General features: G+C 61.0%; 23 protein-coding genes. 11 read left to right on the top strand and 12 right to left on the bottom strand.

What is annotated here, in order from left to right; genetic code table 11:
• Nucleotides 1-228: 228 nt before the first annotated feature.
• The 5 genes from CFE47_RS12530 to CFE47_RS12550 all read right to left on the bottom strand — a co-directional run bounded on the left by CFE47_RS12530 (nt 229) and on the right by CFE47_RS12550 (nt 6,469).
• Entirely contained in the window at nt 229-873 is a 645-nt protein-coding gene (locus tag CFE47_RS12530) for a glutathione S-transferase N-terminal domain-containing protein (protein WP_286837420.1), read from the bottom strand.
• Nucleotides 874-966: 93 nt separating this feature from the next.
• Nucleotides 967-1,752 (bottom strand): ABC transporter ATP-binding protein, encoded by a 786-nt coding sequence (locus CFE47_RS12535; protein WP_286837422.1) that lies wholly within the window; start codon nt 1,750-1,752, stop codon nt 967-969.
• On the bottom strand, nt 1,749-2,807 hold the full coding sequence (locus CFE47_RS12540; RefSeq protein WP_286837424.1) for a FecCD family ABC transporter permease: 1,059 nt from the start codon (nt 2,805-2,807) through the stop codon (nt 1,749-1,751). The genes CFE47_RS12535 and CFE47_RS12540 overlap by 4 nt, the downstream gene beginning before the upstream one ends.
• A 139-nt stretch (nt 2,808-2,946) precedes the next feature.
• Complete coding sequence (locus CFE47_RS12545) at nt 2,947-4,062, bottom strand: ABC transporter substrate-binding protein (RefSeq protein WP_286837426.1); 1,116 nt, start codon at nt 4,060-4,062, stop codon at nt 2,947-2,949.
• A gap of 25 nt (nt 4,063-4,087) precedes the next feature.
• A complete protein-coding gene (locus CFE47_RS12550; RefSeq protein ID WP_286837625.1) occupies nt 4,088-6,469 on the bottom strand; it encodes a TonB-dependent receptor in 2,382 nt (793 codons plus the stop codon).
• Nucleotides 6,470-6,679: 210 nt separating this feature from the next.
• Here CFE47_RS12550 and CFE47_RS12555 point away from each other — a divergent pair, with 210 nt between their 5' ends.
• Nucleotides 6,680-7,390: a response regulator gene (locus tag CFE47_RS12555; RefSeq protein WP_286837429.1), complete on the top strand. Its 711-nt coding sequence runs from the start codon at nt 6,680-6,682 to the stop codon at nt 7,388-7,390.
• The gene (locus tag CFE47_RS12560) at nt 7,387-8,772 is read left to right on the top strand and encodes an ATP-binding protein (RefSeq protein ID WP_286837431.1); all 1,386 of its coding nucleotides are present in this window, start codon (nt 7,387-7,389) and stop codon (nt 8,770-8,772) included. The genes CFE47_RS12555 and CFE47_RS12560 overlap by 4 nt, the downstream gene beginning before the upstream one ends.
• Before the next feature lie 138 nt (nt 8,773-8,910).
• On the opposite strand, the gene CFE47_RS12565 is transcribed toward CFE47_RS12560, so the two are convergent.
• From CFE47_RS12565 to CFE47_RS12580, 4 genes are read right to left on the bottom strand one after another with little or no spacing between them, the layout of a single operon-like run.
• Complete coding sequence (locus CFE47_RS12565; RefSeq protein WP_057975615.1) at nt 8,911-9,117, bottom strand: SEC-C metal-binding domain-containing protein; 207 nt, start codon at nt 9,115-9,117, stop codon at nt 8,911-8,913.
• On the bottom strand, nt 9,114-9,596 hold the full coding sequence (locus tag CFE47_RS12570; RefSeq protein WP_286837434.1) for an LEA/WHy family protein: 483 nt from the start codon (nt 9,594-9,596) through the stop codon (nt 9,114-9,116). Before CFE47_RS12570 ends, CFE47_RS12565 begins: the two co-directional genes overlap by 4 nt.
• Nucleotides 9,597-9,616: 20 nt before the next feature.
• Complete coding sequence (locus tag CFE47_RS12575; protein WP_135310924.1) at nt 9,617-10,087, bottom strand: YchJ family protein; 471 nt, start codon at nt 10,085-10,087, stop codon at nt 9,617-9,619.
• 5 nt (nt 10,088-10,092) lie between these two features.
• Nucleotides 10,093-10,590 (bottom strand): DUF6231 family protein, encoded by a 498-nt coding sequence (locus tag CFE47_RS12580; protein ID WP_185707319.1) that lies wholly within the window; start codon nt 10,588-10,590, stop codon nt 10,093-10,095.
• A gap of 190 nt (nt 10,591-10,780) precedes the next feature.
• Between CFE47_RS12580 and CFE47_RS12585 the strand changes: the two genes are divergently transcribed.
• Together CFE47_RS12585 and CFE47_RS12590 are read left to right on the top strand one after the other, a co-directional pair.
• On the top strand, nt 10,781-11,476 hold the full coding sequence (locus CFE47_RS12585) for a PA1041 family peptidoglycan-binding anchor lipoprotein (RefSeq protein WP_185707317.1): 696 nt from the start codon (nt 10,781-10,783) through the stop codon (nt 11,474-11,476).
• A 182-nt stretch (nt 11,477-11,658) separates the two neighbouring features.
• Nucleotides 11,659-12,417: a collagen-like protein gene (locus tag CFE47_RS12590; protein ID WP_286837437.1), complete on the top strand. Its 759-nt coding sequence runs from the start codon at nt 11,659-11,661 to the stop codon at nt 12,415-12,417.
• A 118-nt stretch (nt 12,418-12,535) separates the two neighbouring features.
• Here CFE47_RS12590 and CFE47_RS12595 read toward each other — a convergent pair whose 3' ends face one another.
• A complete protein-coding gene (locus tag CFE47_RS12595; RefSeq protein ID WP_286837438.1) occupies nt 12,536-13,000 on the bottom strand; it encodes a CopD family protein in 465 nt (154 codons plus the stop codon).
• A 99-nt stretch (nt 13,001-13,099) separates the two neighbouring features.
• Here CFE47_RS12595 and dinG point away from each other — a divergent pair, with 99 nt between their 5' ends.
• The 6 genes from dinG (at nt 13,100) to CFE47_RS12625 (ending at nt 21,556) form a co-directional block, all read left to right on the top strand.
• The gene (dinG, locus tag CFE47_RS12600) at nt 13,100-15,244 is read left to right on the top strand and encodes an ATP-dependent DNA helicase DinG (RefSeq protein WP_185707312.1); all 2,145 of its coding nucleotides are present in this window, start codon (nt 13,100-13,102) and stop codon (nt 15,242-15,244) included.
• 98 nt (nt 15,245-15,342) lie between these two features.
• The gene (locus tag CFE47_RS12605) at nt 15,343-17,640 is read left to right on the top strand and encodes a beta-galactosidase (RefSeq protein WP_286837440.1); all 2,298 of its coding nucleotides are present in this window, start codon (nt 15,343-15,345) and stop codon (nt 17,638-17,640) included.
• 82 nt (nt 17,641-17,722) lie between these two features.
• Nucleotides 17,723-18,868 (top strand): serine hydrolase domain-containing protein, encoded by a 1,146-nt coding sequence (locus tag CFE47_RS12610; protein WP_286837442.1) that lies wholly within the window; start codon nt 17,723-17,725, stop codon nt 18,866-18,868.
• 142 nt (nt 18,869-19,010) lie between these two features.
• Nucleotides 19,011-20,153 carry an OmpA family protein gene (locus CFE47_RS12615; RefSeq protein ID WP_286837444.1) on the top strand — a complete coding sequence of 381 codons (1,143 nt, stop codon included), beginning with the start codon at nt 19,011-19,013 and terminating at the stop codon, nt 20,151-20,153.
• A 27-nt stretch (nt 20,154-20,180) separates the two neighbouring features.
• Nucleotides 20,181-20,828 (top strand): pyridoxamine 5'-phosphate oxidase, encoded by a 648-nt coding sequence (pdxH, locus tag CFE47_RS12620; protein ID WP_286837445.1) that lies wholly within the window; start codon nt 20,181-20,183, stop codon nt 20,826-20,828.
• A gap of 263 nt (nt 20,829-21,091) precedes the next feature.
• Nucleotides 21,092-21,556 (top strand): outer membrane lipoprotein, encoded by a 465-nt coding sequence (locus tag CFE47_RS12625; protein WP_003189251.1) that lies wholly within the window; start codon nt 21,092-21,094, stop codon nt 21,554-21,556.
• Nucleotides 21,557-21,631: 75 nt separating this feature from the next.
• Here CFE47_RS12625 and nhaA read toward each other — a convergent pair whose 3' ends face one another.
• Nucleotides 21,632-22,807, bottom strand: coding sequence for a Na+/H+ antiporter NhaA (gene nhaA / locus CFE47_RS12630; RefSeq protein ID WP_286837447.1), 1,176 nt, complete (start codon nt 22,805-22,807; stop codon nt 21,632-21,634).
• 213 nt (nt 22,808-23,020) lie between these two features.
• On the opposite strand from nhaA, the gene CFE47_RS12635 reads away from it, so the two are divergent.
• Entirely contained in the window at nt 23,021-24,118 is a 1,098-nt protein-coding gene (locus CFE47_RS12635) for a PLP-dependent cysteine synthase family protein (RefSeq protein ID WP_286837627.1), read from the top strand.
• Nucleotides 24,119-24,252: 134 nt separating this feature from the next.
• Here CFE47_RS12635 and CFE47_RS12640 read toward each other — a convergent pair whose 3' ends face one another.
• Nucleotides 24,253-25,866: an NAD(P)/FAD-dependent oxidoreductase gene (locus CFE47_RS12640; RefSeq protein WP_286837449.1), complete on the bottom strand. Its 1,614-nt coding sequence runs from the start codon at nt 25,864-25,866 to the stop codon at nt 24,253-24,255.
• Between the last annotated feature and the right edge of the window lie 39 nt (nt 25,867-25,905).

A 25,905-nucleotide genomic window follows, 5' to 3' on the forward strand; every position in this document is an offset into this window, starting at 1 on the left:
CAAAGCTCCTGCGGGGGGTAGCGTCAGTAAAGGCGCTACGTTAGTGAGCGCGGCGAAACGACGCAAGCGGGAGTTTTGGCAATTGGGTGAGAACGTGAGACGGGAGGAGATTTAAGTGTGGGAGCGGGCATGCTCGCGAATGCGGTGGGTCAGTCACATCTGCATTGACTGATACACCGCATTCGCGAGCGAGCCCGCTCCCACAGTTTGACCGCGTGAGACGTTAGATCAGGGTTTTGGCGGGTTGACCTTTTGCACCAGTTCATAGGCCCTGATGGTCGCCGGCCGCTCCTTGATGCTGTTGAACCAGCGATGCACATGTGGGAAATCTTCCAACCGCTGGCTCTGCCACTTGTGGGAAACAATCCACGGGTAGATCGCCATATCGGCAATGCTGTAGGCCTCGCCCGCCACGAACGCACGGTCTGCCAGACGCCGATCCAATACGCCATACAGGCGCGCGGTTTCGTCTACATAGCGCTTGATCGCGTAGGGGATTTTTTCCGGTGCGAACTGACTGAAATGATGGTTTTGCCCCGCCATTGGCCCCAAACCGCCCATTTGCCAGAACAGCCATTGCAGGGTTTCCTGACGACCGCGTAGGTCTTGTGGGATGAACTGGCCAGTTTTTTCCGCGAGGTACAGCAGGATTGCGCCGGATTCAAACAGCGAAATCGGCGCCCCACCGTCGGACGGATGGTGATCGACGATGGCCGGAATGCGGTTGTTGGGAGCGATCTTCAGGAAATCTGGCTTGAACTGGTCGCCCTGGCCGATATTGATCGGGTGCACCTCGTAGGGCAGTCCGGCTTCTTCCAGGAACAATGACACTTTGTGACCGTTGGGGGTTGTCCAGTAATACAGGTCGATCATGAAGCTCTCCAATTGAGCGAATGCCTGTAGGTATAGGTGATGTTGGGTGTACGAAAATTCAATGAAACATTTGCGCATACCCTTAGAAGCAAATCACACGGCCCCGTCCACCAGCACCTGCAACGACTGCTGTGAACAGCGCTCAATACGCACCTGCACGCGGTAGACCTCGGCAAACAGCAGTGGGTCGAGCACGTCATCCGCTTTGCCGCTGGCGTACAAGCGGCCCTGGCGCAACACGGCGATGCGATCGGCGAAGCGCGCGGCCAGGTTGATGTCGTGCAGCACCACCACGGCAATCAAGTTGTGTTCACGCACCAGACCGCGCACACATTCCATGACTTTCAATTGGTAGTTGAGGTCGAGGGCACTGGTGGGTTCGTCCAGCAGCATGACCTGGGGGCGACGGGCGATGAGTTGGGCGAGGCTGACCAGTTGGCGCTGGCCGCCGGACAACGTGCTCAGCAGTTGGTCCGCCAGATGGGCGATGCCAATGCGCTGCAACGCCTCGAAGGCTTCACGCAGGCAAGCGTCGCCGGACAACGGAATGCCGTCCACATTGGCCACGCGCAAGGCGGCGATCACGCTTTCCATCACACTGAGGCTCAACCCCGGCGGCAGGTTTTGCGGCATGTACGTCACACGTCGTGCACGTTCAGCCACCGACATGGCCGACAAGTCCAGGTCACCCAGTCGCACAACGCCTTGCATCTTTTCCAGTCCGGCCACGGCACGCAGCAAGGTCGACTTGCCGGCGCCGTTGGGGCCGATCAGTGCGGTCAAGCTGCCAGGCGGCAGGGGCGGCAGGCTCAGGTCATGCACGATCTGCCGACGGCCATAACTGATATTGGCGTTGTGGATGCTCAACCCCTTGCTCATAACTGCCTCCCGCGCTTGAACACCAACACCACAAAAATCGGCACACCCACCAATGCCGTAACGATACCCACCGGCACGATCACACCGGGCATGATCAGCTTGCTGGCAATCGACGACAGCGACAGCAGCAACGCACCGGTCAAGGCGCTGGCCGGCAGCAGGAAGCGCTGGTCTTCGCCCACCAGAATCCGTGCGATATGCGGACCCACCAGGCCGATAAATCCGATAGTGCCTACAAACGCCACGGCGGTAGCCGACAACAGGCTGATGCGCAGCAACGAGAAAAACCGCAGGCGCTTCACGTCCACGCCAAAGCTTTGTGCACGGTCTTCGCCCATGCGCAGCAAGGTCAGACGCGGCGCGGCGGTGAAGGAAAACGGCAGCACCACCGCGACCACCAGGGCCAGGATGCCGAGTTTGTCCCAGTTGGCGCGGGTGACGCTGCCCAGGGTCCAGAACACCAGTTGTTGCAGCACGTCTTCGGTGGCCACCAGTTGCAGCAAGGCCACCACCGCGTTGCAACTGAACACCAAGGCGATGCCGAACAGCACCAGGCTTTCCACCCCGGCGCCGCGCAGGCGGGACATGGCTTGCAGTAAAAACACTGAGGCCGCTGCGAAGATGAACGCCGAGACGGAGATCGCGGTGTTAGCCGACACCCACAGGGTGGTCACCGGAAATACAATCACCAAGGACGCACCCAGCGCCGCCGCCGACGACACGCCCAGGGTAAACGGGCTGGCCAGCGGGTTATTCAAGATCGCCTGCATCTCGGCCCCGGCCAGCGACAGCGCGCACCCCACCAGCACGGCCATCAACGCATAGGGCAGGCGCACGTTCCAGATGATCACCTGGTCGGTGGCGCTCAAATGGGAGGGGTGCACAATTCCGTCGAGCAAGGCCAGCAGGCCCATGCCCGACGGGCCGCTGGCCAGGTCCACGAGGATGGCGCAGGCCAGCGCAGTGCCGAGCAGGGCCAGCAACCACGCACGCCGTGCCAGCAGGCGACGGTAGCCGTGGGTGGCACTGGCGAGGTCGAGGGTTTGAGAGGTCATGTGGCTCATACAATCTGGAAAAAATGAGGATCCAAATGTGGGAGCTGGCTTGCCTGCGATAGCGGTGTATTAGTCGACTTATTCAGCGACTGACACTCCGCTATCCCAGGCAAGCCAGCTCCCACCTGTTTGATCGTGTTTACTTGTTTCTACTGTCGATCCAGTAGGCACCCTGCAACGGCATCCCCAGGAATTGCCCGTTGATCTGCTCCATGGTCGCCTGCGGGTCCAGCTTGGCGAACACCTGCGGGTGCACCCACTTGGCCAGCGCTTCAATGGCCAGCAGGTTGTACGGCGAGTTGTAGAAGTCGTGCCACAAGCCGTGGGAATTGCCCTCGCGAATTGCACGAAGGTTGGCGAATTCCGGACGCGCCAGCACCCGGTCAAAGGCCTCGCGGGCTTCGTCGGTGGTCACGCCAGCGCCCAGGATCAGACCCGGTTTGTGGTTGCCAGTGGCGACATACACATCCGGATCAGCCTTCAGCGCGTACTCCACGCTGATATCTCCCAGCGCTCCGGGCACCACGTCGGCGGCGATATTGCGTCCACCCACCAACTTGATCACTTCCCCCATGCCGCTCTGGCCGGTGGTGTGGCCCGGTGCTTGCCAGGCGCCGGCGAGCAGTTCAAGGAACACGCTTGGGCGTGGGCCAGCAGGCAGGGTGGCCACGGCGTCGGTGATGACCTTGATGTGCGCGTCATAGAAGTCCAGGAATGCCTTGGCCTGGGCTTCGCGACCCAATGCCTGGCCCAGCGCGTTCATGCTGGCGTGGGTGCCTTGTACCGGGTTGATGCGAAAGTCGACAAACAGCACAGGAATGCCGGCCTTGGCCAGCACATCAGCGACTGGGCTGTGTTCGGTAGGGCCGTGGCCAGAGATGCTGAACACCGCCAGATCCGGTTTAAGCGACAGGATTTCCTCGGCACTGACGCTTTGTTCCGACGCCTGGCCGATCAGTGGAATGTCCTTCACCGTCGGAAATTTCGCCACATAGGCGTTGTAGGTGTGCTGGTCCAGCAGCTTCAAATCGTTCTGCCAGCCGACGATGCGCTGGAACGGTGCGTCCTTGTCCAACAGGGCGAATGCCGAAATCAACCGGCCTTCGCCGAGCACCACACGTTTGACGTGATCGGTGACTTCGACCTTGCGGCCCAGCACATCGGTGACTTCCTGGGCGGCGGCGGACTCGACGTGGCCGATGACCAGCGCGGCGAACAGCACGCCGAGCTTGAGCAGGTGACGGGGTTTGGACATGGCAAGGGCTCCTGATAGAGGGAATTTAGAACTCATAATCGACACTGGCGGTGAGGGTGCGTCCGGCCCCGGGAATACCGTAGAGCTGGAAGCCGTCGAGGGAGGCGCCCACCTGGCTGTAATAGAATTTGTTGAACACGTTGTTGAGGTTGAGGTTGACCGTGGTGTCCTTGTTTACCTTGTATTGCGCCGCCACGTTGCTCAGCCAGTAGCCGGGGGCTTTCTCGTTGTCGCGCACGTAGATGGCGTTCACCCCGGACGGGCCGTTGGCGTAGCTGCTGTTGTTGTTCAAGCCACCCACGTACTTGTTGTCGCTGTAGCGGCGTCGGCCCACGTACTGCTCGCCGTAGCTCAGGCTCAGGGCATCGGTGACGGCGTAGGTGGTCCACAGGTTGGCGGTCAGGTCAGGCACGTTCTTGGCTTCTGCGCCTTTGTTGATGCCCTTGGTCTGTACGCTCTTGAGTGCCGAGAAGCCGCTGTAGGCGGTCCAGCGCGGGGTGATATTGCCTTGCAGGCCCAGTTCGATGCCGTCTACCCGTTTAGCGGGCAGGGCGCGTACCGGGGCCGATTCGCCGTCCTGGTACTCCCAGGAGTTTTCCAGCTCTGTACGAAAGATCGCTGCGGTGACGTTGAGCATGTCGTGGGCGATGTCCCACTTGGTGCCCAGTTCATAGGTCTTGGATTTGGCCGGGCTGTAGTTGCTGGTGCTCGCCGCGCCGTAGATCTGGTTGTTGGTGGACGCGCCCAGTGCCGACGGTTGCGCCGCTTCGCTGTAGGACACATAGATGCTGCCGTTGGGCAACGGTTTGAACACCGCGCCAACACGGCCACTGACCGCTCCGTCGCTGCTGCTGGTGGTGGCTTGGCCGCGCTGGCGGGTTTCAGCGTCCCAGTTGTCGTAACGCAGTGAACCCAGCACTTGCCATTGTTCATTGAGGGTGACGGTGTCGCCCAAATAGATGCCGGCGTTGTCGATCACCGAGCGCGGCTCGCCGACGCCCTTGGTTACGTAGGTGCTGGCGAAGCTATGGCTGGGGTCGGCCATGTCGAACAACATGTTGCCGGCCGGCACTTCGGCGTTGCGTTTCAGGCCGCCGTAGGTCTCGTGATAGAACTCCAGGCCCGAGACCACCGCGTGTTGCAGGCTGCCGGTGTTGAACGCAAAGCTGAAGTCGGTCTGGTTATCCAGGATGGTGTATCGCTTGGACAAACCAAAATCGCTGCCGCGCAGGATGCCGTAGGCCGTGTTGCTGTTATTGACGTAGTCGGTGTAGGCATTCACCGTGCTGCCCGGCACTTGGCTGGTCGGGCCTACACCGGTGTAGCCCAACGTCGCACAGCGAGCGCCGGTACAAGTTTTCTGGCCGTTGGCATCGGCGGCGAAAAAGCGCGCCGGAGAGAGCACCGCGAAGTTGTCGCTGCGCTCCCAGCGGGTCTGGTTGCGCAGGTGCGCGTCATTCCAATCGAAGTCATGTTCAAAGCGCGCAGTCAGCGACGTGGTTTTGTTTTCCTGGGTATAGAGGCTGGAGTCGCCGTACCAGTTGGAGCGTTTCACGCCGGGCATGCGGTCGCCGTTAGTGCCGCGCTGGATCGGCACGCCGCCGTCCGGGGTGTTGGTGTCTTTCTGGTAGAAAGTGTCGATAAAGAAGCGCGTGTCGGTGCCCAGGCCGAAGCCGAACGAGGTCGCAATGCCCCAGCGGTCGTAGTCCACGTCGTCACGCTCGGACACCTGGTTGTAGTGCTTCATCAGGTTGATGCGTACGGCGGTGGTGTCGTTCAACTGTTTATTGAGGTCGGCGGTGAGGCGGCGATAGGCATCGGTGCCGATACCGGCAGACACGCGATTGGCGTCGCCCAGGTGCGCTTCTTTGCTCACCAGATTGACGCTGCCGCCGACGGCAGAAACGCCGGACTCAATGGACCCGGTGCCCTTGAACACTTCCGCCTGCTGCAGGTTGAACGTGTCGGTGCGTGTGGACATGCCCGCATCGCGCACGCCATCGACGGTCAGGCTTTGCTCGGATGAGAAGCCGCGAATCGAAAACAGGTCGCCCCAGCCCAGGTTGCCTTCGCCGGACATGAAGGTGATGCCCGGCACGTTGCGCAGCACTTCCTGCAAGGTTTGCGCGTTTTGCTCCTTGAGCACCTGCTGCGGCACGATGGTCACGCTTTGCGGTGCATCCAGCAGCGGCTGGCTGATTTTTGCCGAGGTCACCCGGTCCACCTTGAACGTGGAAGTGGCTTCACCGTCGACCTTGATTTCCGGCAGGCTCAGCACCGAATCCTGGGGGGTGGCGGTTGAGGCGTCGGCCCAGGCAACCGGAGTCACGCTGCCGGCGGCAAGCAAGCCGAACATCGGGGCCAGGGTATTTTGCAGCGCGTGGCTGCGGGGTGTAGGCAATGTAATGGGCTGTGGCATAGGATGCATCCGAGTCTAAATTACAATTACTCTCATTTAGGTTCGGTAGTCTAAAGAGCGATTTCCCCTGCCATGCCCTGGCTTTGTATCGCTGATGCGTGATTATCGTTTCCCACAACATTCCATTACATTTGCGTACACAGCTGGCTGAACTTTCGGCTATTTGCTGCGTTTTATAGTTTTTCGGATCAATTGCCCATGGCCAAGCAAGACCATCTCCTGATCGTTGATGACGACCCGCAGATCCGCCAGTTGCTGTGCGACTACTTGAGCGACGCCGGTTTCCAGGTATCCACCGCCGCCGATGGCAAGGAGATGCGCCGGCGTCTGGAACTGAACGTCATCGACCTGATCGTCCTCGACCTGATGCTGCCCGGCGAAGACGGCCTGAGCCTGTGCCGCGAATTAAGGGTGAACTCCAACACCCCGGTGGTGATGCTCACTGCCAAAGGCTCGCTGATCGACCGCATTGTCGGCCTGGAAATCGGCGCCGATGACTACCTGCCCAAGCCGTTTGACCCGCGTGAATTGCTGGTGCGGATCAAGGTGGTGCTGCGTCGGGTGCAGAGTTTTCCCGACCGCGCACGGTTGGATGAAGCACCGAGCATTGGTTTCGCCGGCTGGCAACTGGACACACGGGCGCGGCAACTGCTGTCGCCGGAAGGGGTGGTGGTCAGCCTGGGCAATTCGGATTACCGCGTGTTGCGCCTGTTGCTGCAGCACCCCAACCGGCCGTTGAGCCGCGACTTTCTGCTCAACCATGTGTTCGACAAGGACAGTACGCCGTTCGACCGTTCCATCGACGTATGCGTCAGCCGCCTGCGCTCGCAATTGCCGGCGGGGCTGATCAAGACCGTGCGCAACGAGGGCTACATGCTCACCGCTGATGATGTGGTGCTGGGCTCGTGAGACTGCTGCCGCGTTCGCTGTTTGGGCGGCTGGTGCTGATACTGGTCAGCGGCATGCTCGCGGCACAGGCCCTGACCAGCAGCATCTGGTACGACCGCCGCCACGGCCAGGTGCTGGAGATTCCTGCGCGGCTGATCGCCACGCGCCTGGCGGATGTGGTGCGGCTGGTGCACAGCGATCCGCAGCAGGCGGACCAGTTGATCAAGTTGCTGGATGCACCGCATTTCCGCCTGACCTTAAGTGATCAAGCGAGCAATACGCCCAGCAGCCTCACTGACAGCGACCGGCCCACCGAGCGGCTGATCAAGAAGGTGCTCTCGGAGAAAACCGGCTACGCCCAGACCCTGATCCTGCTGCGCCTGTCGCTGGTGGATGGCGAAGGGCAAACCGCCGGGCTGTCGACCTTGCTCGGTTCCAAACCGGTGGTGGGGCAATTCCTCATCGACCTGCGCCTGCCCGATGGCCGCTGGCTGCAGGTGGACGCCCGTGAAGAGCAGGGCTGGACCAGCACCTCGCCACTGGACCTGCTGTTCGATTACGTCATGCGCATTTACCTGTTGCGTGTCTTGGTGCTGGTGGTGATCGCCCTGGTAGCGGTGCGCCTGGCCATCCGTCCACTCAACGCCTTGGCCAAGGCTGCCGAGGCCTTGGGGCGGGATATTCAGCGCCCGCCGCTATCGTTGGATGGGCCCACCGAGGTACGCCGCGCCGCACAGGCCTTTAACGCGATGCAGCAACGCCTGATTGCCAACATTGCCGAACGCACGCGTTTTCTTGCGGCAATTTCTCACGACCTGCGTTCACCGATCACACGCTTGCGCTTGCGCACGGAGATGCTTGAGGACACCCGTACCCGTGAGCGTTTTCGCAGTGACCTGGAAGAAATGGAGCACATGGTCTCCAGCACCCTGGATTTCGTCAGCAGCGGTGAAATCAACGAGGCGCGGCAGAACATCGACATCAATGCCTTGCTGCAAAGTTTGCAGGCGGACCTGGAAGACGTCGGTGAAAGCGTGCGCATCGAAGGCCGTGCGAAACAACCGTTACCGGGCTACGCCCGTAGCCTCAAACGGTGCGTGCAGAATTTGCTGGAAAACGCGGTGCGTTATGGCAGTGACGTAGTGGTGCGGGTCGAGGACCAGTCCGACAGCTTGAAGATTGTTATCAGCGACCGTGGCCCGGGGATTCCCCAGGAGCAGCTGGAGCAAGTGATGGAACCGTTTTACCGGGTGGAAGGCTCACGCAATGCCGAGACCGGCGGATATGGGTTAGGGTTGAGCATTGCCCACACCATCGCCAGGGCGCATGAGGGGCGGTTGAGTTTGAGGAATCGGGAAGGAGGAGGGCTTGAGGTGGAATTGCAGTTCCAGCGCAAACTCTGACCTGAAATGCGATCCAATGTGGGAGCGGGCTTGCTCGCGAAGGCGGTGGGTCAGGTATGAATTCAGCGACTGACACACCGCCTTCGCGAGCAAGCCCGCTCCCACTCAAGCTTGCCTACATCTGGTTTTTAGCGTGGCTTATGCCCCGTGGCACTTCTTGAATTTCTTCTCACTGCCGCACGGGCAAGGATCGTTGCGACCAACGTCCTTCAATGCATTGCGCACCGGCTCTTGGTGAGCGTGGCCGCAGTTCGGGCCGTGGACATGGCCGTGGTCGTGGTCGTGATCATGGTGATCGTGATCGTGGTTGCAGTCAGGACCATGGACATGGGGTTGTTGAGTCATCGATGTCGCTCCGGAATAAAATCGCCGGGGATTATCTCGCCATTGTGGGCCACCTGCACGTCATAACCGATGAATAATCCGGTTTTGAGCTCGCCTTCCAAACGATAGGGCACGGGCTGGTCGGGATTTTTCAGCATCTGCACCACGTCGCGGATTTGCGGCCAGAGGTTGGTGCGCACCGACACCTTGAAAAAAGCATGGCTGCGCGGCGGCACGGTCAGCCACTCATTGGACTCGCCTTCGGTCAGCACGAAGTCGCCCAGGCTGACCTTGTAGACGAGGCCACGCACGGTCAGGTCGGCGTCGTCGCGGTTGTCCACGCGAAAGTACAGCTTGAATTTCTGCTCCAGCAACTTGGCCCGCACCACCTCGACTTTCACCAAGGACACGTGGGGCGGCGGGGCGTCGTTTTCGAACCACGAGGCACAGCCGGTGAGACCCAGGGTTAACGCCAGCATCAAGCTGTAGATCCGAAGCATGGCGTCTGTCCTGTGAGGGGTTAGAGATAGCTGGAACAACACTTCTTGAATTTCTGCCCACTGCCGCACAAACACGCATCGTTGCGTCCGGCCTTCACCTCCACGGTTGGGTCGATGAAGTACCAGCGCCCGTCATTCTGTACGAAAGAAGACTGCTCGCGGTGGCTATGTTCGCCGGTGCTGTCATGCCAGCGTGCGGTGAAGGTCACGAACGCGTGTTCTGGCTGGCCGCCGAACACTTCGGAGCTTTCCACTTCAAGGCCCAACCAAGTGCTCTGGGCACTCCAGGCACCGATGGCGTCGCGGTCCAGGCCGGCCTGTTGCGCGGGCAACGTGGTTGCAACCAGGTAGTCGACCAGGCCCAGCACGTAGGCACTGTAGCGCGAACGCATCAGCGCGCTGGCACAGGGCGCCGGGTGGCCAGCGTGATAATGGCCGCAGCAGGCATCCAGCAGGTTGCCACTGCCGCACGGGCAAATGGATGTACTCATCGGGGTTACCACCAATACTTTCCGAAATTTTCCGGGTTGGCCCAGAAGCGGGCGTTGAGCCAGTCCGGCACCTGTTTATAGTCAAGCAGATCGTAGGTAAACAGCGTCAGAACCTGCTCATCGCGCTGGAAACGCTCGCCGGCCTGCAGGGCCAGGGAGAAGAAGTCAGTGTCTTTCCAGTCGCAGGCACCCAGGTCCACCAGCACGGCGATCTTGCTGGCATTGAGGTTGCGAATACCGCCGAGCAAGGTCAGGCCCTGGGGTTTTGACAGGTGCTCCAGGCAATCGACCACCAACGCCAAGTCAAAACGCTGCGCAGCAAGCTCCGGTGGCAGCGGCCCAGGCGGGGCGACGGACACCTGAGTCTCAGGGTGCGCCGCTTGAAATGCCTCCAGCGCGGGAAACTGGCTGGCGCCCAGCAGCAACAGGCGTTTGGGTTGGTGCAGGTCGAGCAAGGCGGCCAAGGCCTGCTGCGGGGTACGGGCAGAAATACCAGCGGTCATCAGAGATCCTCACATCAGGGCCATAGAGACTAACGCGGCTGAGCGTACGGGCCTAGAGCGGGCGATCGCGAAAAGCCAGCTGTGCACGAGCATCCCCAATGAATACAGGGGCGCGGCGTAGTGGCGCAGATGAAAGGAGCCGTCTTTACTCCACTCGTCGGCCCCCGCCGATCCCCTCAGGAGAAATCAGATGAGCATCATGCGGACAGCTCTACCCTTGGTTCTGCTAACCGGAGTATTGACAGGTTGTGCCGGCTTGCAAAAAACCGATTGGCCCACCTGCGCCGCCGTTGGCGGTGTGACCGGCGCCGCGATCGGTGCAACTCAAAGTTCAGCCTACGCGGGCTATGGCGCCTTGTTGGTCGGCGGCATGGCCGGCGCCTACTGCTGGGTGCATGGCGATGGCGACGAGGACGGCGATGGCGTACCGGACAGCCGTGACAAGTGCCCAGGCACGCCAAAAGGTGTGCAGGTCGATGCCAATGGGTGCCCGCCCGTGCCAGTAGCCGCAGTGGTGGAAGAGGTGGTTGTGGTCAAGGAAGAAACCATCGTGATTCGCGATGTGCACTTCCAGTTCGACTCGGCCAAGTTGACCGCAGCGGATAAAACCAAGCTCGACACCATCGCCACTCGCTTGAAAAAAGAAGCGCCAAGTGCCCAGCTGCGGGTCAGTGGCCACACCGACAGCGTCGGCAAAGACGCCTACAACCAGAAACTCTCGGAAAAACGCGCCCACTCGGTGACCGATTACCTGATCGGCTCCGGCGTGCCACGCAGCAATTTTGTTTCCGTGACCGGGGCCGGCGAAAGTCATCCGGTGGCCGACAACAAAACCGCTGAAGGCCGCGCCTTGAACCGCCGCGTGGAAATCCAGATCAACCGCTGACAACCCTTGCCCCTGTGGGATCCACAGGGGCATTGCTGGCGACCCTCGTTAACCTCCCGTTTATTAACTTTTTTGATCCTTCACTGGCAAAGCGCCTGTGGAAGTCGTTACTGTGCGCCCAAAGAAAAAACTAGAAATGTTTTTTGAAGACACATTTTTTAAGCGCTTAGGGGAGCACCACGATGCGTAAGGTTTTACTGCTGGCCCTGTTGGTCAGCCCCGTAGCTCTGGCCCAGAGCGTCAGCGTTGAAACCAATTCATTGATGCGCCTGCCTAGCAGCACCAGCGTGTTGCAACTGGAGCGCCTGGACGTGGCCGACTACGGCACGCTGCTGATCCCGGCCACTATCAGCCAGGTCACGGTGGATGAACTGCACTTGGGGCGCGAAGCCCGTATCGCCATTGCCCCCGGCAACACCGGGCTGCAACTGCAAGTGCGCCGTGCGCAACTGGACCACGGCAGCCAGATCACCTCACGCGGAGCACCCGGTACTCACGAAAAACCTGCCAAGGCCGGGCGCGACCTGACCTTGCGCATCAATGCCCTGACGGCTGATGAGTTGTCGATTGATGCGCGCGGCGGCGCCGGCGCCCAGGGTTATGCCGGGCTGGATGGTGCCAACGGCGTGGACCCAGGTTGCACCTGGGGTTCGGCGGGGCGCGGCGCCAATGGCGATAACGGCGGCGATGGCCTGCCCGGTGGGGCGGGTGCGTTGGTGCGGGTTGAACTGCCGCAGAGCTTCCCGGCCGAGCAGATCAAGGTCTGGGTGGACGGCGGCGCTGGCGGTTTGGCCGGTACAGCGGGCAAACCTGGGCGTGGTGGGCAGTCCAAGGGCTGCCTGGTGTACCAGGCCGATGGTGGTGAAAAGGGCCGCGCTGGGCTGGAAGGGCAGCCGGGGCCAGCGGGGCCTGCGGGTGCTGTGACCATCCAACGGCTCTGAGTCGCCTGTTCTGAAGCCATCGCGGGCAAGCCCGCTCCCACCTTTGATCGAGTTGTTCAGATGAACGCGGTCCAGTGTGGGAGCGGGCTTGCCCGCGATGGGGCCCTAAAGATGGCCTTCAGAACATCGGCCTGGCCGAAGCTATCGCCACCACCACCAACCCAACAATCAAATTGATCCCCACCAACCGGCGAATCTGCCCCAGTACTGCAGCGCCCACCGGCCAATCCTCAGCCACCACCGCCGTGCGCAATTCCGGGAATTTCAGTGCCTGGATGCGGATAAACAGCGCCGTCATCACCAAATACAACCCCATCATCACCTGCACATAACGCGGCGCGGTCTCAAACCCGCTGAAGCGCAGTTGCAGCAGGCCGACACCGCTGATCGGCAAAATCGCCACCGCGACCCACACCCACACAAAAAAACGTTGAAACACATTTGCCCACAGCTTGAGTCGGGCAGGGCCCTCAAGTGCCGCCACGGCGGCGGGGCGCAGGATCATCCAAGCGAAAAACATGCCGCCAACCCAGATCAAGGCGGCTAATACATGCAGGGTGTAAGCGAGGCTAAACACGGTCATTGAAGTACTCCGTTCTGCGCGGGATTAATTAGCGGGGTATGATAGCGGCCGATCCGAACCACTGAAAATTTATCCAGCGTTTTTTGCGCCCGACTATCCATGATCAGCACTGAACTCAAAACCACGATCCAGGGCGCCTATTCGCGTTTTCTCGAAGCCAAGAGCTTGAAACCGCGCTACGGCCAACGCCTGATGATCGCCGAAGTGGCCAAGGTCCTCGGGGATATCGACACCGACGACGAAGGTCGTCGCGAAGGTGAGCCCGCGGTCGTGGCCGTCGAGGCCGGCACCGGCACCGGCAAGACCGTGGCCTACAGCCTGGCCGCGATCCCCACGGCCAAAGCCGCCGGCAAACGCTTGGTGATCGCCACCGCCACCGTGGCCCTGCAAGAGCAGATCGTCTACAAAGACCTGCCCGACCTGATGCGCAACAGCGGCTTGAACTTCACGTTCGCCCTGGCCAAAGGGCGTGGCCGCTACATGTGCCTGTCCAAGCTCGACGTTTTGCTGCAAGAAGGCCACGCGCAAACCGCCACGGCCTCGCTGTTCGAGGAAGAAGGCTTCAAGATCGAAGTCGATGAAGTCAGCCAGAAGCTGTTTACCAGCATGATCGAGAAACTGGCCGGCAATAAATGGGACGGTGACCGCGACAGTTGGCCCACCGCCCTGGAAGACGCCGACTGGGCACGCTTGACCACCGACCACAGCCAGTGCACCAACCGCCATTGCCCCAACTTCGGCCAGTGCGCCTTCTACAAGGCCCGCGAAGGCATGGGCAAGGTCGACGTGATCGTCACCAACCACGACATGGTGTTGGCAGACCTGGCCCTGGGCGGCGGCGCTGTGCTGCCAGACCCGCGCGACACCCTCTATGTGTTCGACGAAGGGCATCACCTGCCGGACAAGGCCATCGGCCACTTCGCTCACTACACCCGCCTGCGCTCCACGGCTGATTGGCTGGAGTCCACCGCCAAGAATCTGACCAAATTGCTGGCCCAGCACCCGCTGCCCGGCGACCTGGGCAAGCTGATCGAACAGGTGCCGGAGCTGGCGCGGGAGATCAAGACCCAGCAGCAGTTCATGTTCAGCGCTTGCGAGCAGGTCGCCGACTTCAAGCCCGGCGAAGATGTGGAAGGCCGCGAACGGCCCCGTCACCGCTTTGTCGGCGGCTTGATCCCCGAGCACATGCGCGAGATGGGCATCGAGTTGAAGAAGGGCTTTTCGCGCCTGACCGACCTGTTTACCCGCCTCACCGACTTGCTCAAAGAGGGCATGGACGGCGAGGTCAACATCGGCATCGCCAGCAACCAGGCCGAGGAGTGGTACCCGCTGTTCGGCAGCCTGCTGTCCCGTGCCCAGGGCAACTGGGAGCTGTGGACCGCATTCACGGTCGAAGACCCGGAAGACAACCCGCCCATGGCCCGTTGGCTGACCCTGTCGGAAAGCGGTGCGCTGTTTGATATCGAGGTCAACGCCAGCCCCATCCTCGCCGCCGAAATGCTGCGGCGTAACCTGTGGAACGTGGCCTACGGCTGCTTGGTGACCTCGGCCACCCTGACCGCCCTGGGCACCTTCGACCGCTTCCGCATGCGCGCCGGCTTGCCGAAAAAGGCCGTCACTGCCGTGGTGCCGAGCCCGTTCCATCACGCCGACGCTGGCGTGTTGCGGGTGCCGGACCTCAAGGCTGACCCGCGGGATGCCGCTGCCCACACCGCCGCGATCATCCGTGACCTGCCGGAGTTGGTGGAAGGTTCGCGTGGCACCCTGGTGCTGTTCTCGTCGCGCAAACAAATGCAGGACGTGTTTGACGGCCTCGACCGCGACTGGCGCAAGCAAGTGTTTATCCAGGGCAACCTGTCCAAGCAGGAAACCCTCAACAAGCACAAGGCGCGAGTCGACGGCGGGGATTCCAGCGTGCTGTTCGGCCTGGCCAGTTTCGCCGAAGGCGTGGACTTGCCCGGTGCCTACTGCGAGCACGTGGTCATTGCCAAGATCCCGTTCTCGGTGCCGGATGATCCTGTCGAAGCGGCCCTGGCCGAGTGGATCGAGGCGCGGGGCGGCAACCCGTTCATGGAAATCTCGGTGCCGGATGCCTCCTTGAAGCTGGTCCAGGCCTGCGGTCGCTTGCTGCGCACCGAGGAGGACCGGGGCACCATCACCTTGCTCGACCGCCGTTTGGTCACCCAGCGTTATGGCAAGGCTATCCTGAATGCCTTGCCGCCGTTCAGGCGCGAAATTTCTTAAGCCACCGTGGGCGGATTCGCCCACTTCGTGGTCTATCTCACTGCTATGGATTTATGTCATCAGGCCATTCATCGGCCGTTTGGGAGAACCTTGTTCGTATGATTCGCACGCTGCCTGCTCTATTTGCCCTGTTGTTCGCTGCGCCTTTGATGGCCGCGCCTGCCGGGCAACAGACACTGTTCAACTTCGTCCGGCCTGCCGATGTGGTCAAGGTGGCGACCCAGGACGCCAGCCTGCCGCAATACAACGCAGAGCAAACCGCGGAAGGCGAAGTGTTGCGCCGTATCACCTTCAACCCGGCGGCCGAACCGAGCCTGGTGCTCAGCCCGCAAACCGGTACCTGGGACTGGTCACAATCCAGCGCCATGAGCCTGCGCATTCAGAGTGCCATGAACTGGGCATTGACCCTCTATATCAGGGTGCAGAGCGCTGACGGCAAAACCCTGCTCAGCCGCATCGACCTCCCTGCCGGCCCGGCCCAGACGCTGCTGATCCCGCTGCAAGCCAACTCGCCGCTGAGCCAAGGCATGAAAGCCGGCCCGCCGATGCCGATTACCGTTGAGGGGCAACGCGTATTGCTGGGCAGCAGCGCCGGGGAAATTGACCGCAGCCAGGTGGTTTCGGTGACCCTGTCGATGATCAAGCCCAACGCCGCCCAAAGCATCTTGCTGGAGCGCTTTGGCGTGCAGGACAGCGAGCCGGTGCTCAAGGCCGCCTACAGCGAACTGGTGGACGCCTATGGCCAGTCCACCCGTGCGCGCTGGCCGGAAAAAGTCAGCAGCGACGAACAACTCAAGGCCGCCGCCGTCAAAGAGCAGCAACAGCTCCAGGGCTGGCTGGCCACGCGGGACAAGTCCGCCCTGGACCAATATGGCGGTTGGAACAAAGGCCCGGCGTTCGACGCCAGCGGGTTTTTCCGTACCGAAAAACGTGACGGTCGTTGGTACCTGGTGACGCCGGAAGGTCATCCGTTTTACTCGCTGGGCGTGAACACCGTGGCGCCGGACAACAGCCAGACCTACGTGGCCGGTCGTGAATGGATGTTCGCCGCACTGCCCAAGGCAGGCGAGCCCTTCGACAAGTACTACGGCAGCAGCGACAACCGTACCGGCAACGGCGCGGGCGAGGGTCGCAGCTTTGGTGCGGGGCGTTGGTATGACTTCTACGGTGCCAACTTGCAGCGCACGTATGGCGGTGACGGTTTCGACCAGAAACGTTGGGTCACCCACACCCTGGACCGTCTGCAAGCCTGGGGTTTCAACACCGTGGGCAACTGGAGCGATCCCGACCTGGCCACGGCAGGCCGCGTGCCGTACACCTTGCCGCTGTCGATTGTGGGTGACTACGCCAGCATCAGCACCGGTACCGACTGGTGGGGCGGTATGCCTGACCCGTTCGACCCGCGCTTTGCCATGGCCACCGAGCGTGCCGTGGCCATTGCCGCTCGTGATCATCGGGACGATCCCTGGTTGATCGGCTTCTTTGCCGATAATGAGCTGGCCTGGGCCGGTCCTGGCGATGACCCGAAGTCTCGCTACGCCCTGGCTTATGGCACCTTGCGCATGACCACTGACGTACCGGCCAAGCGCGCGTTCCTCAAGCAACTGCGTGACAAATACCGTAATGAAGAAGGCCTGTCGAAAGCCTGGGGTATCCACCTGGCAGGCTGGGAACTGATGGAAGACCCGGGCTTTGAGCCGCCGATGCCCAGCGCCGAGCATCCGGAGATCGAAGCCGACTTCAAATACTTCCAGAAGACCTTTGCCGACGCCTACTTCAAGACCATTTCCGACTCGCTCAAATGGCACGCGCCCAACCAACTGCTGTTGGGTGGCCGCTATGCCGTGAGCACGCCGGAAGCCGTGGCGTCCTGCGCCCAGTATTGCGACGTGCTGAGCTTCAATATGTACACCCTCAAGCCCCAGGACGGTTACGACTTCGCCGCCTTGCGACAGTTGGACAAACCGGTGTTGATCACCGAATTCAACTTCGGCTCCACCGACCGCGGCCCGTTCTGGGGCGGTGTGACGCAGTTGGCCAGGGAGGAGGACCGGGGCGTGGCCTATGGCAACTTCCTCAAGCAGGCCATGGCCGAGCCGTCGATTGTTGGCGTGCATTGGTTCCAATACCTCGATCAGCCGTTGACCGGCCGCTTGCTGGACGGTGAAAACGGCCACTTCGGTCTGGTGGGTATCACCGATGTGCCGTTCCAGGGCTTTGTCGACAGCGTGCGTAAAAGCAACCTGGCGGCGGTCGACCAACTGGGCAAGGAAGCTGAAAAAGCCAAGGCCGCCAGCGTTGTGCGCGAGCGTGAAAACGGCAACGGCGGGCATGAAGGCAAAGGCGCGGGGCAGGGCGGTGGGCACGCTGGCGGGCACGGCGGCAATGGCCATTGATTGAGGGCTGACGGGTTCACAAAACCTACAATGACTGGAACAATGTCGTCCTCTTTTTAGCGTGTTTTCCGAGGACGTCCAGGTGCAGGTTCAGGGTCATTACGAACTCCAGTTCGAAGCGGTACGCGAAGCCTTTGCCGCGTTGTTCGATGACCCGCAAGAGCGTGGCGCCGCACTCTGCATCCAGATCGGCGGTGAAACCGTCGTCGACCTGTGGGCCGGTACTGCCGATAAGGACGGTGCCGAGGCCTGGCACAGCGACACCATCGTCAACCTGTTCTCCTGCACCAAGACCTTCACTGCCGTCACTGCCCTACAATTGGTGGCTGAAGGCAAGCTGCAACTGGACGCACCTGTAGCCAAGTATTGGCCGGAATTCGCTGCTGCAGGAAAAGAAGCCATCACCCTGCGCCAGTTGCTCTGCCACCAGGCCGGGTTGCCGGCGATCCGCGAAATGCTGCCCACCGAAGCCCTGTACGACTGGCAACTGATGGTCGACACCTTGGCCGCTGAAGCGCCTTGGTGGACACCGGGCCAGGGGCATGGCTACGAGGCGATCACCTACGGCTGGCTTGTCGGGGAGTTGCTGCGCCGCGCTGACGGGCGTGGGCCGGGTGAATCGATTGTGGCGCGGGTGGCGCGGCCGTTGGGGCTGGACTTCCACGTGGGGCTGGCGGATGAAGAGTTTTATCGTGTTGCACATATTGCGCGCAGCAAAGGCAATATGGGCGATGAAGCCGCGCAACGGTTACTGCAAGTAATGATGCGTGAACCGAATGCGATGACTACACGGGCATTTGCCAATCCACCGTCTATTCTGACCAGCACTAATAAACCTGAATGGCGGCGCATGCAGCAGCCAGCGGCAAATGGCCACGGTCATGCACGCAGCCTGGCGGGTTTTTATAGCGGTTTGTTGGACGGAAGTTTGCTGGAAGCCGACATGCTCGAACAACTGACCCGCGAACACAGTATCGGGCCGGATAAAACATTATTGACACAAACCCGCTTCGGACTGGGTTGCATGTTGGATCAGCCGCAGCTACCCAACGCTACGTTCGGCCTTGGCCCACGTGCATTTGGTCATCCTGGCGCCGGTGGTTCAGTGGGCTTTGCCGACCCTGAACATGATGTAGCGTTCGGTTTCGTGACTAATACATTGGGGCCTTATGTACTAATGGACCCGCGAGCACAGAAGTTGGTCGGAATATTGGCCGGTTGTCTGTAAACCCCTTGCCGTTTCACATTTTTTTGTTACAAAGGCAACTATAAGAAGACGCTGAGCGAAAAGTTGTAACTTTATTCTTCTCTAAGCGTCTGTTTAACGGGTCATCCAGACCCCTGGTTTTTTCTCATTTTGTGGATATCTCATGTTATCGAACAAGTCCTTGGCACTGGCGCTTTGCCTCACTATTACTGGCTGCGCACAAACACCACAAAATGATGCCGATGGCGGACATTGGTGGTCATTTGGATCTGATAAGGCCACTACCAAGGACGCAGTGACCCAAACCGACGCCAAGCCGGCCGCTGGCGCCAAGCCTGCCGCACCGGTAGCCGCCGCAGCCGCGCCTGCCCCGGCTCCAGCAGCGAAGGCTGACACCGGCTCCAGCTGGTGGCCGTTCTCCTCCAAGAGCGCCGACGAGAAGGCCGCCGATGCCAAGGCCGACCTGAAAGCCGACCTCAAGGCTGCTACCCCGGCACCTGCCGCCGCTCCAGCGCCAGCCGTAGCCAAAACCGACAGCGAGACCCACTGGTGGTGGCCATTTGAAAGCAAGCCAAAACCACTGGCCAAGGTTGACGTGACCAACGTGCCGATGCCTGATCCGAAAATCACCCAGGCCTGGTTGGACGACTACGAGCCGCGCCTGCGTGTTGCGATCAAGGACAGCAACCTGCAACTTGAGCGCCGCGACAACGTACTGGTGGTCATCGCTCCGGTAGATGGTTCGTACAACCCAAAACGCCCAGGCATGCTGCTGCCCGTCACCCTGGGTCCGTTTACCCGTGTTGCCAAGGCCGTTGAAGGCGACCCGAAAACCGCCGTGCTGGTACTCGGCCACGTCGACACCACGGGTGCCGAGGCGCAAAGCCAGGCCCTGACCAAAGAGCGTGCGCAATCGATCGCTTCGATCTTCAGCCTCAGCGGCTTGAAGCAGGATCGCCTGATGCTGCGTGGCATGGGCGACTTGATGCCACGTGCTGCCAACGACAGCAACCAGGGCCGTGCGCTGAACCGTCGCATGGAAATTATGTTCACACAGCGTACAACTATGTTGGCGCTGCTGAGCAAGTACAACTCGGCCAACCCACCGAAAGCGGAAATGGTTGCTGTGCAGGACGTGCCTGCACCTGCACCTGCCGCTAAAGCCCCGGCGAAAAAGGCCCCGGTCAAAAAGGCAGCTGCCAAGCCTGCCGCCAAAAAGGCCCCGGCCAAGCCAGCAGCCAAGAAGCCCGCTCCGGCCAAGGCCAAGGCTGCAACCCCGGCTGCAACCGACCAGGCGAAAAACTGATCCGCTGAACCACAAGGATAAAGCTGCATGACCCAGGCACTGGCCGATATGCGCCGTGACTACACACGGGATGGTTTGAGCGAGGCCCAGGCCCCGAGCGAGCCGTTTGCCTTGTTCCACCAGTGGTTCGGCGACGCGGTGAAAACCGAGCAGCCACCGGTGGAGGCCAATGCCATGACCCTGGCTACGGTCGACCAGGACGGTCGCCCGCACTGTCGCATCCTGTTGCTCAAGGGCCTGGATGCGCAGGGCTTTACCTTCTTCACCAATTATCAGAGTGCCAAGGGCGAACAGCTTGCGGCGCGGCCGTTTGCGGCCATGACGTTCTTCTGGCCGACGCTGGAGCGCCAGGTGCGCATCGAAGGACGGGTGGTCAAGGTCACGCCTGAAGAGTCGGACGCTTATTACCAGGTGCGCCCTCTGGGCAGTCGCCTGGGGGCGTGGGCATCGCCGCAGAGCAAGGTCATTCGTGACCGTGAGGAACTGCAGGAACTGCTCAAGGCCACCGAGCAGCGTTTCAGCGATACCCAGCCCGACTGCCCCGAGCATTGGGGCGGCTATCGTTTGCTGCCTGAGCGTATCGAGTTCTGGCAAGGCCGCGCCAGCCGCTTGCATGATCGTCTGAACTACCGCCTGCAAGGGGCCGAATGGTCCCGTGAGCGCCTGGCGCCCTGAGCTGTACCTTTCGTCGTACCACCTGAATGTTGCCCATCGCGCCGACGTCTCTATCAAGAGGCTTCGGCCGCGAGCGGCTGCGCAGCTACAATAAGCAAACCTTCATGACACGCCTTGGCACAAAAGCTGAGATACCGTTGGTCGAGTTTTCTGGTACTGGCAGTCTGTACTAAGGCTGAATGAAAGCAGTTTTCTGCCGTGCTTGCCGTGACAGGCGCCAAGCTGCAGCGTTTAATGAACCCCTGTCCTTTGGAGTTGATGCTATGCGTAAGTCCGTTTTACTGGTTGCCTGCTTTACCACCCTGTCGTTGCTGCTGGGTGGCTGCGCCTCGAGTCTGACCGGCGACTCGTATTCCCGTGATGAAGCGCGTCGTGTCCAGACCGTACGCATGGGTACCATTGAATCCCTGCGTCCGGTGAAAATCGAAGGCACCAAGACCCCAATCGGCGGCGCTGCGGGTGCAGTCATCGGCGGCGTTGGCGGCAGCGCCATCGGCGGCGGTCGTGGCAGTATCGTGACCGCAGTGATCGGTGCCGTTGCCGGCGGCTTGCTGGGTTCGGCTACCGAAGAAGGCCTGACCCGCACCCAGGGCGTGGAAATCACCGTGCGTGAAGACGACGGCAGCATGCGTGCCTACGTACAAGCCGTGCAGGAGAATGAAATCTTCCGCATTGGTGACCGTGTACGCATCATGACCGTTGACGGTACCAGCCGCGTTACTCGCTAAGCGCAGGTTGTAGAAACATAAAAACCCCAACCGGGTGACCGGTTGGGGTTTTTTGTGGGCGGTCTATCAGGTGGATCAGGCTTTCTTGCGACTCGCCAATGCCGTCACGCCATAGCCGATGGCTGCGGCCAGAATCGACCCGGTCAGAATCCCCATGCGGTCTTCACCCGCAAACTCACTGGCGCCAGGCACGAAGGCCAGGGAGCCGACAAACAGGCTCATGGTGAAGCCGATACCGCACAGGATCGCCACGCCAAATACCTGGCCCCAGTTGGCGCCCGTTGGCAGGGCAGCCAGGCCGGTCTTGATGGCCAGCCAGGTGAGGCCGAACACGCCGACGGTTTTGCCGATCAACAGGCCAGCGGCAATACCCATTGGCACGTGGTGGGTGAAGCTCTCCAGGCTCACGCCGGTCAGGGAGACACCCGCATTGGCGAACGCAAACAGCGGCAGGATGCCGTAGGCCACCCACGGATGCAGGGCGTGTTCCAGGGTCATCAGCGGCGAAGGTTCGGCATTCTTGGTCCGCAATGGGATGCAGAACGCCAAGGTCACACCGGCCAGGGTGGCATGCACGCCGCTCTTGAGAACGCACACCCACAGGATCAAGCCGACGATCATGTACGGCCCGAGCTTGATCACTCCCAATCGATTCATCGCGATCAACGCGATCAGGCAGGCCCCTGCACCGGCCAGCGAAGCGCCGGACAGGTCACTGGAATAGAACACGGCAATGACGATGATCGCACCCAGGTCGTCAATGATCGCCAAGGTCATCAGGAACAGCTTCAGCGACACCGGCACGCGTTTGCCCAGCAGGGCCAATACACCGAGGGCGAAGGCGATGTCGGTGGCCATGGGGATCGCCCAGCCGGACAGCGCAGCAGGGAAGTCCTTGTTGATTGCCCAGTAGACCAGCGCCGGCACCACCATGCCGCCGATGGCCGCTGCACCTGGCAGCACCACCTGCGAGGGCTTGGACAGCTGTCCGTCGAGCAGCTCGCGCTTGACCTCCAGGCCAATCAGCAGGAAGAACAGGGCCATCAGGCCATCGTTGATCCACAGCAACGCCGGCTTGGCGATTTTCAGTGCGCCAATCTGTGCAACGACCGGCACATCGAGAAAGGCGCTGTACAGGTGCGACAACGGTGAGTTGTTGATGATCAACGCCAGGGCGGCAGCAGCGATCAACAACAGACCGCTGGCGGCTTCCAGCTGGAAGAAACGGGTGAAAGTGCTACGCAGAGGCAAGGGGTGCTCTCCAATCAAAGTTCAATAGGTGGGTACCCTAACCCGTACCGTTAGTTGTTAAAACAAAAGTTATATTCTTATTTGTTATAAGCGGAGGGTCCGCCGACATGGTTTTCAAGGCGTGTAATTGTGTGTCCAATTGAGTCATGACTGTATCTGTGTGGAGTGTAGGAAACATCCTAAGATTGGTGCTGAAAACTCTTAGAGATCCTCATCATGAGCGACCATCGTTCCTGGGCCCGTGAGGCCATTCGCATCATTGAAGCGGACTTCCAGCGTAGCGCTGACACGCACCTGATCCCTTTGCCAGTGCCGGGTTTGCCGGGAATCGAGTTGTACTTCAAGGACGAATCCAGCCATCCCACCGGCAGCCTGAAACATCGACTGGCCCGCTCATTGTTCCTGTATGCGCTGTGCAATGGCTGGCTCAAACCGAGTGCACCGGTGATCGAAGCCTCCAGCGGCTCTACGGCCATTTCCGAGGCGTACTTTGCGCGATTGCTCGGCCTGCCGTTTATAGCGGTGATGCCGGCCACCACCTCCCAGGAAAAGATTGCGCAGATCGCCTTTTACGGAGGCAAGAGCCACCTGGTACAGGATCCGACGCAGATCTATGCCGAATCCGAACGCCTGGCGCAGGAAAGTGGTGGTCACTTCATGGACCAATTCACCTACGCCGAACGCGCGACCGACTGGCGGGCGAACAACAACATTGCCGAATCGATCTTCCAACAGATGCGCTTCGAGCAGCATCCCGAGCCCAGTTGGTTGATCTCCAGCCCCGGCACGGGCGGCACCACGGCGACGCTGGGGCGTTACGTGCGTTATCGCCAGCATCGTACGCGCGTGTTGTGCGCCGATGCCGAACGCTCGGTGTTTTTCGATTTCTACCAGAGTGGCGACGCCAGCCTGCGCCTGGATTGTGGTTCGCGTATCGAAGGCATCGGGCGTCCACGGGTCGAGGCATCGTTTCTGCCAGCGGTGATCGATGCGATGGTCAAGGTGCCGGATGCGCTATCGCTGGCGGCCATGCATTACCTGGCCGAGCGGTTGGGGCGCCGGGTGGGTGGTTCGAGCGGGACAAACCTGGTGGGCGCGCTGATGGCGGCGCAGCGGATGAAGGCGGCGGGGGAGTCGGGGTCGATCGTAGCGATCTTGTGTGATGGGGGAGAGCGGTATGCCACGACCTATTACGATCAGGCTTGGTTGGCGGCGCAGGGGTATGAACTGGACGGTTTGATCGCCGCGGTTGCTGCGAGTGTAGAGCGCGGCGAGCCGCTGCCGGATAGCATCTTGCGCGCCAATATCTGACCCAACACAAAACCAATGTGGGAGCGGGCTTGCTCGCGAATGCGGTGGTTCAGTCAAAACATCTTTAACTGACACGACGCCTTCGCGAGCAATCCCGCTCCCACATTTGGACTGCAGTGTTTGCAGTATTTACGTCAGGCCTCAATACCCAACATATCCCGCACCACCGCCTCGGCAATCCGGATCCCATCCACACCTGCCGACAGAATCCCGCCCGCGTAACCCGCACCTTCACCGGCCGGGAACAGCCCTTTCACATTCAGGCTCTGCATCGATTCGTTGCGGGTGATCCGCAGCGGCGACGAGGTACGTGTCTCGATACCGGTCAACACCGCATCGTGCAGCGAGTAGCCTTTGATCTGCTTCTCGAATGCCGGCAGCGCTTCACGGATCGCTTCGATGGCAAATTCGGGTAGCGCCAGGGCCAGGTCACCCAATGACACGCCAGGCTTGTAGGACGGCTCCACACTGCCGATGGCGGTGGATGGCTTGCCGGCGATGAAGTCCCCCACCAGTTGCGCCGGGGCTTCGTAGTTGCTGCCACCGAGGATGTAGGCGTGGGACTCCAGGCGTTCCTGCAACTCGATACCGGCCAGCGGGCCACCCGGGTAATCCACTTCCGGGGTAATGCCGACCACGATGCCGGAGTTGGCATTGCGCTCGTTACGCGAGTATTGGCTCATGCCGTTGGTGACCACGCGGTTCGGCTCGGACGTCGCTGCCACTACGGTGCCGCCCGGGCACATGCAGAAGCTGTAGACCGAACGGCCGTTCTTGGCGTGGTGCACCAGTTTGTAGTCGGCGGCACCGAGTTTCGGGTGGCCGGCGTATTTGCCCAGGCGCGCCGCGTCGATCAGCGATTGCGGGTGTTCGATACGGAAACCCACCGAGAATGGCTTGGCCTCCATGTACACGCCACGGCCGTGGAGCATGCGGAAGGTATCGCGAGCACTGTGGCCCAAGGCCAGGATCACGTGCTTGGAGAGGATCTGCTCGCCGCCATCGACCACCACGCCGTTCAACTGGCCATCTTCGATCAGCACGTCGGTGACGCGTTGTTCGAAGCGCACTTCACCGCCCAGGGCGATGATTTGCTCGCGCATGTTTTCCACTACGCCGGTCAGGCGGAAGGTACCGATATGCGGTTTGCTGACGTAGAGAATTTCTTCCGGCGCGCCCGCTTTCACAAATTCATGCAGGACTTTGCGGCCGTGGAATTTCGGGTCCTTGATCTGGCTGTACAGCTTGCCGTCGGAAAAGGTCCCGGCGCCGCCTTCACCGAACTGCACGTTGGACTCTGGGTTGAGCACGCTTTTGCGCCACAGGCCCCACGTGTCCTTGGTGCGCTGGCGTACTTCCTTGCCGCGTTCCAGGATGATCGGCTTGAAGCCCATCTGCGCCAGCAACAGGCCGGCGAAGATGCCGCAGGGACCGAAGCCCACCACGATGGGGCGCTCTGTCAGGCCTTGCGGCGCCTGGCCGACTACTTTGTAGCTGACGTCCGGTGCCGGGTTGACGTTGCGGTCATCGGCAAACTTGAGCAGCAAGGCGGCTTCGCCCTTCACGTTCAGGTCGATGGTGTAGATGAAGCACAGCTCCGACGACTTCTTGCGCGCATCGTAGCTGCGTTTGAACAGGGTGAAATCGAGCAGGTCATCACTGGCGATGCCCAGGCGCTGCACGATGGCAGGCCGCAGGTCTTCTTCGGGATGGTCGATGGGCAGCTTGAGTTCGGTGATTCGTAACATGACGGGATCCGGTAGGCGGCGGACAAAGAGGCCGGCTGT

The sequence above is a fragment of the Pseudomonas sp. PGPPP1 genome (assembly GCF_002255865.1).
Taxonomy (GTDB): domain Bacteria; phylum Pseudomonadota; class Gammaproteobacteria; order Pseudomonadales; family Pseudomonadaceae; genus Aquipseudomonas; species Aquipseudomonas cremoris.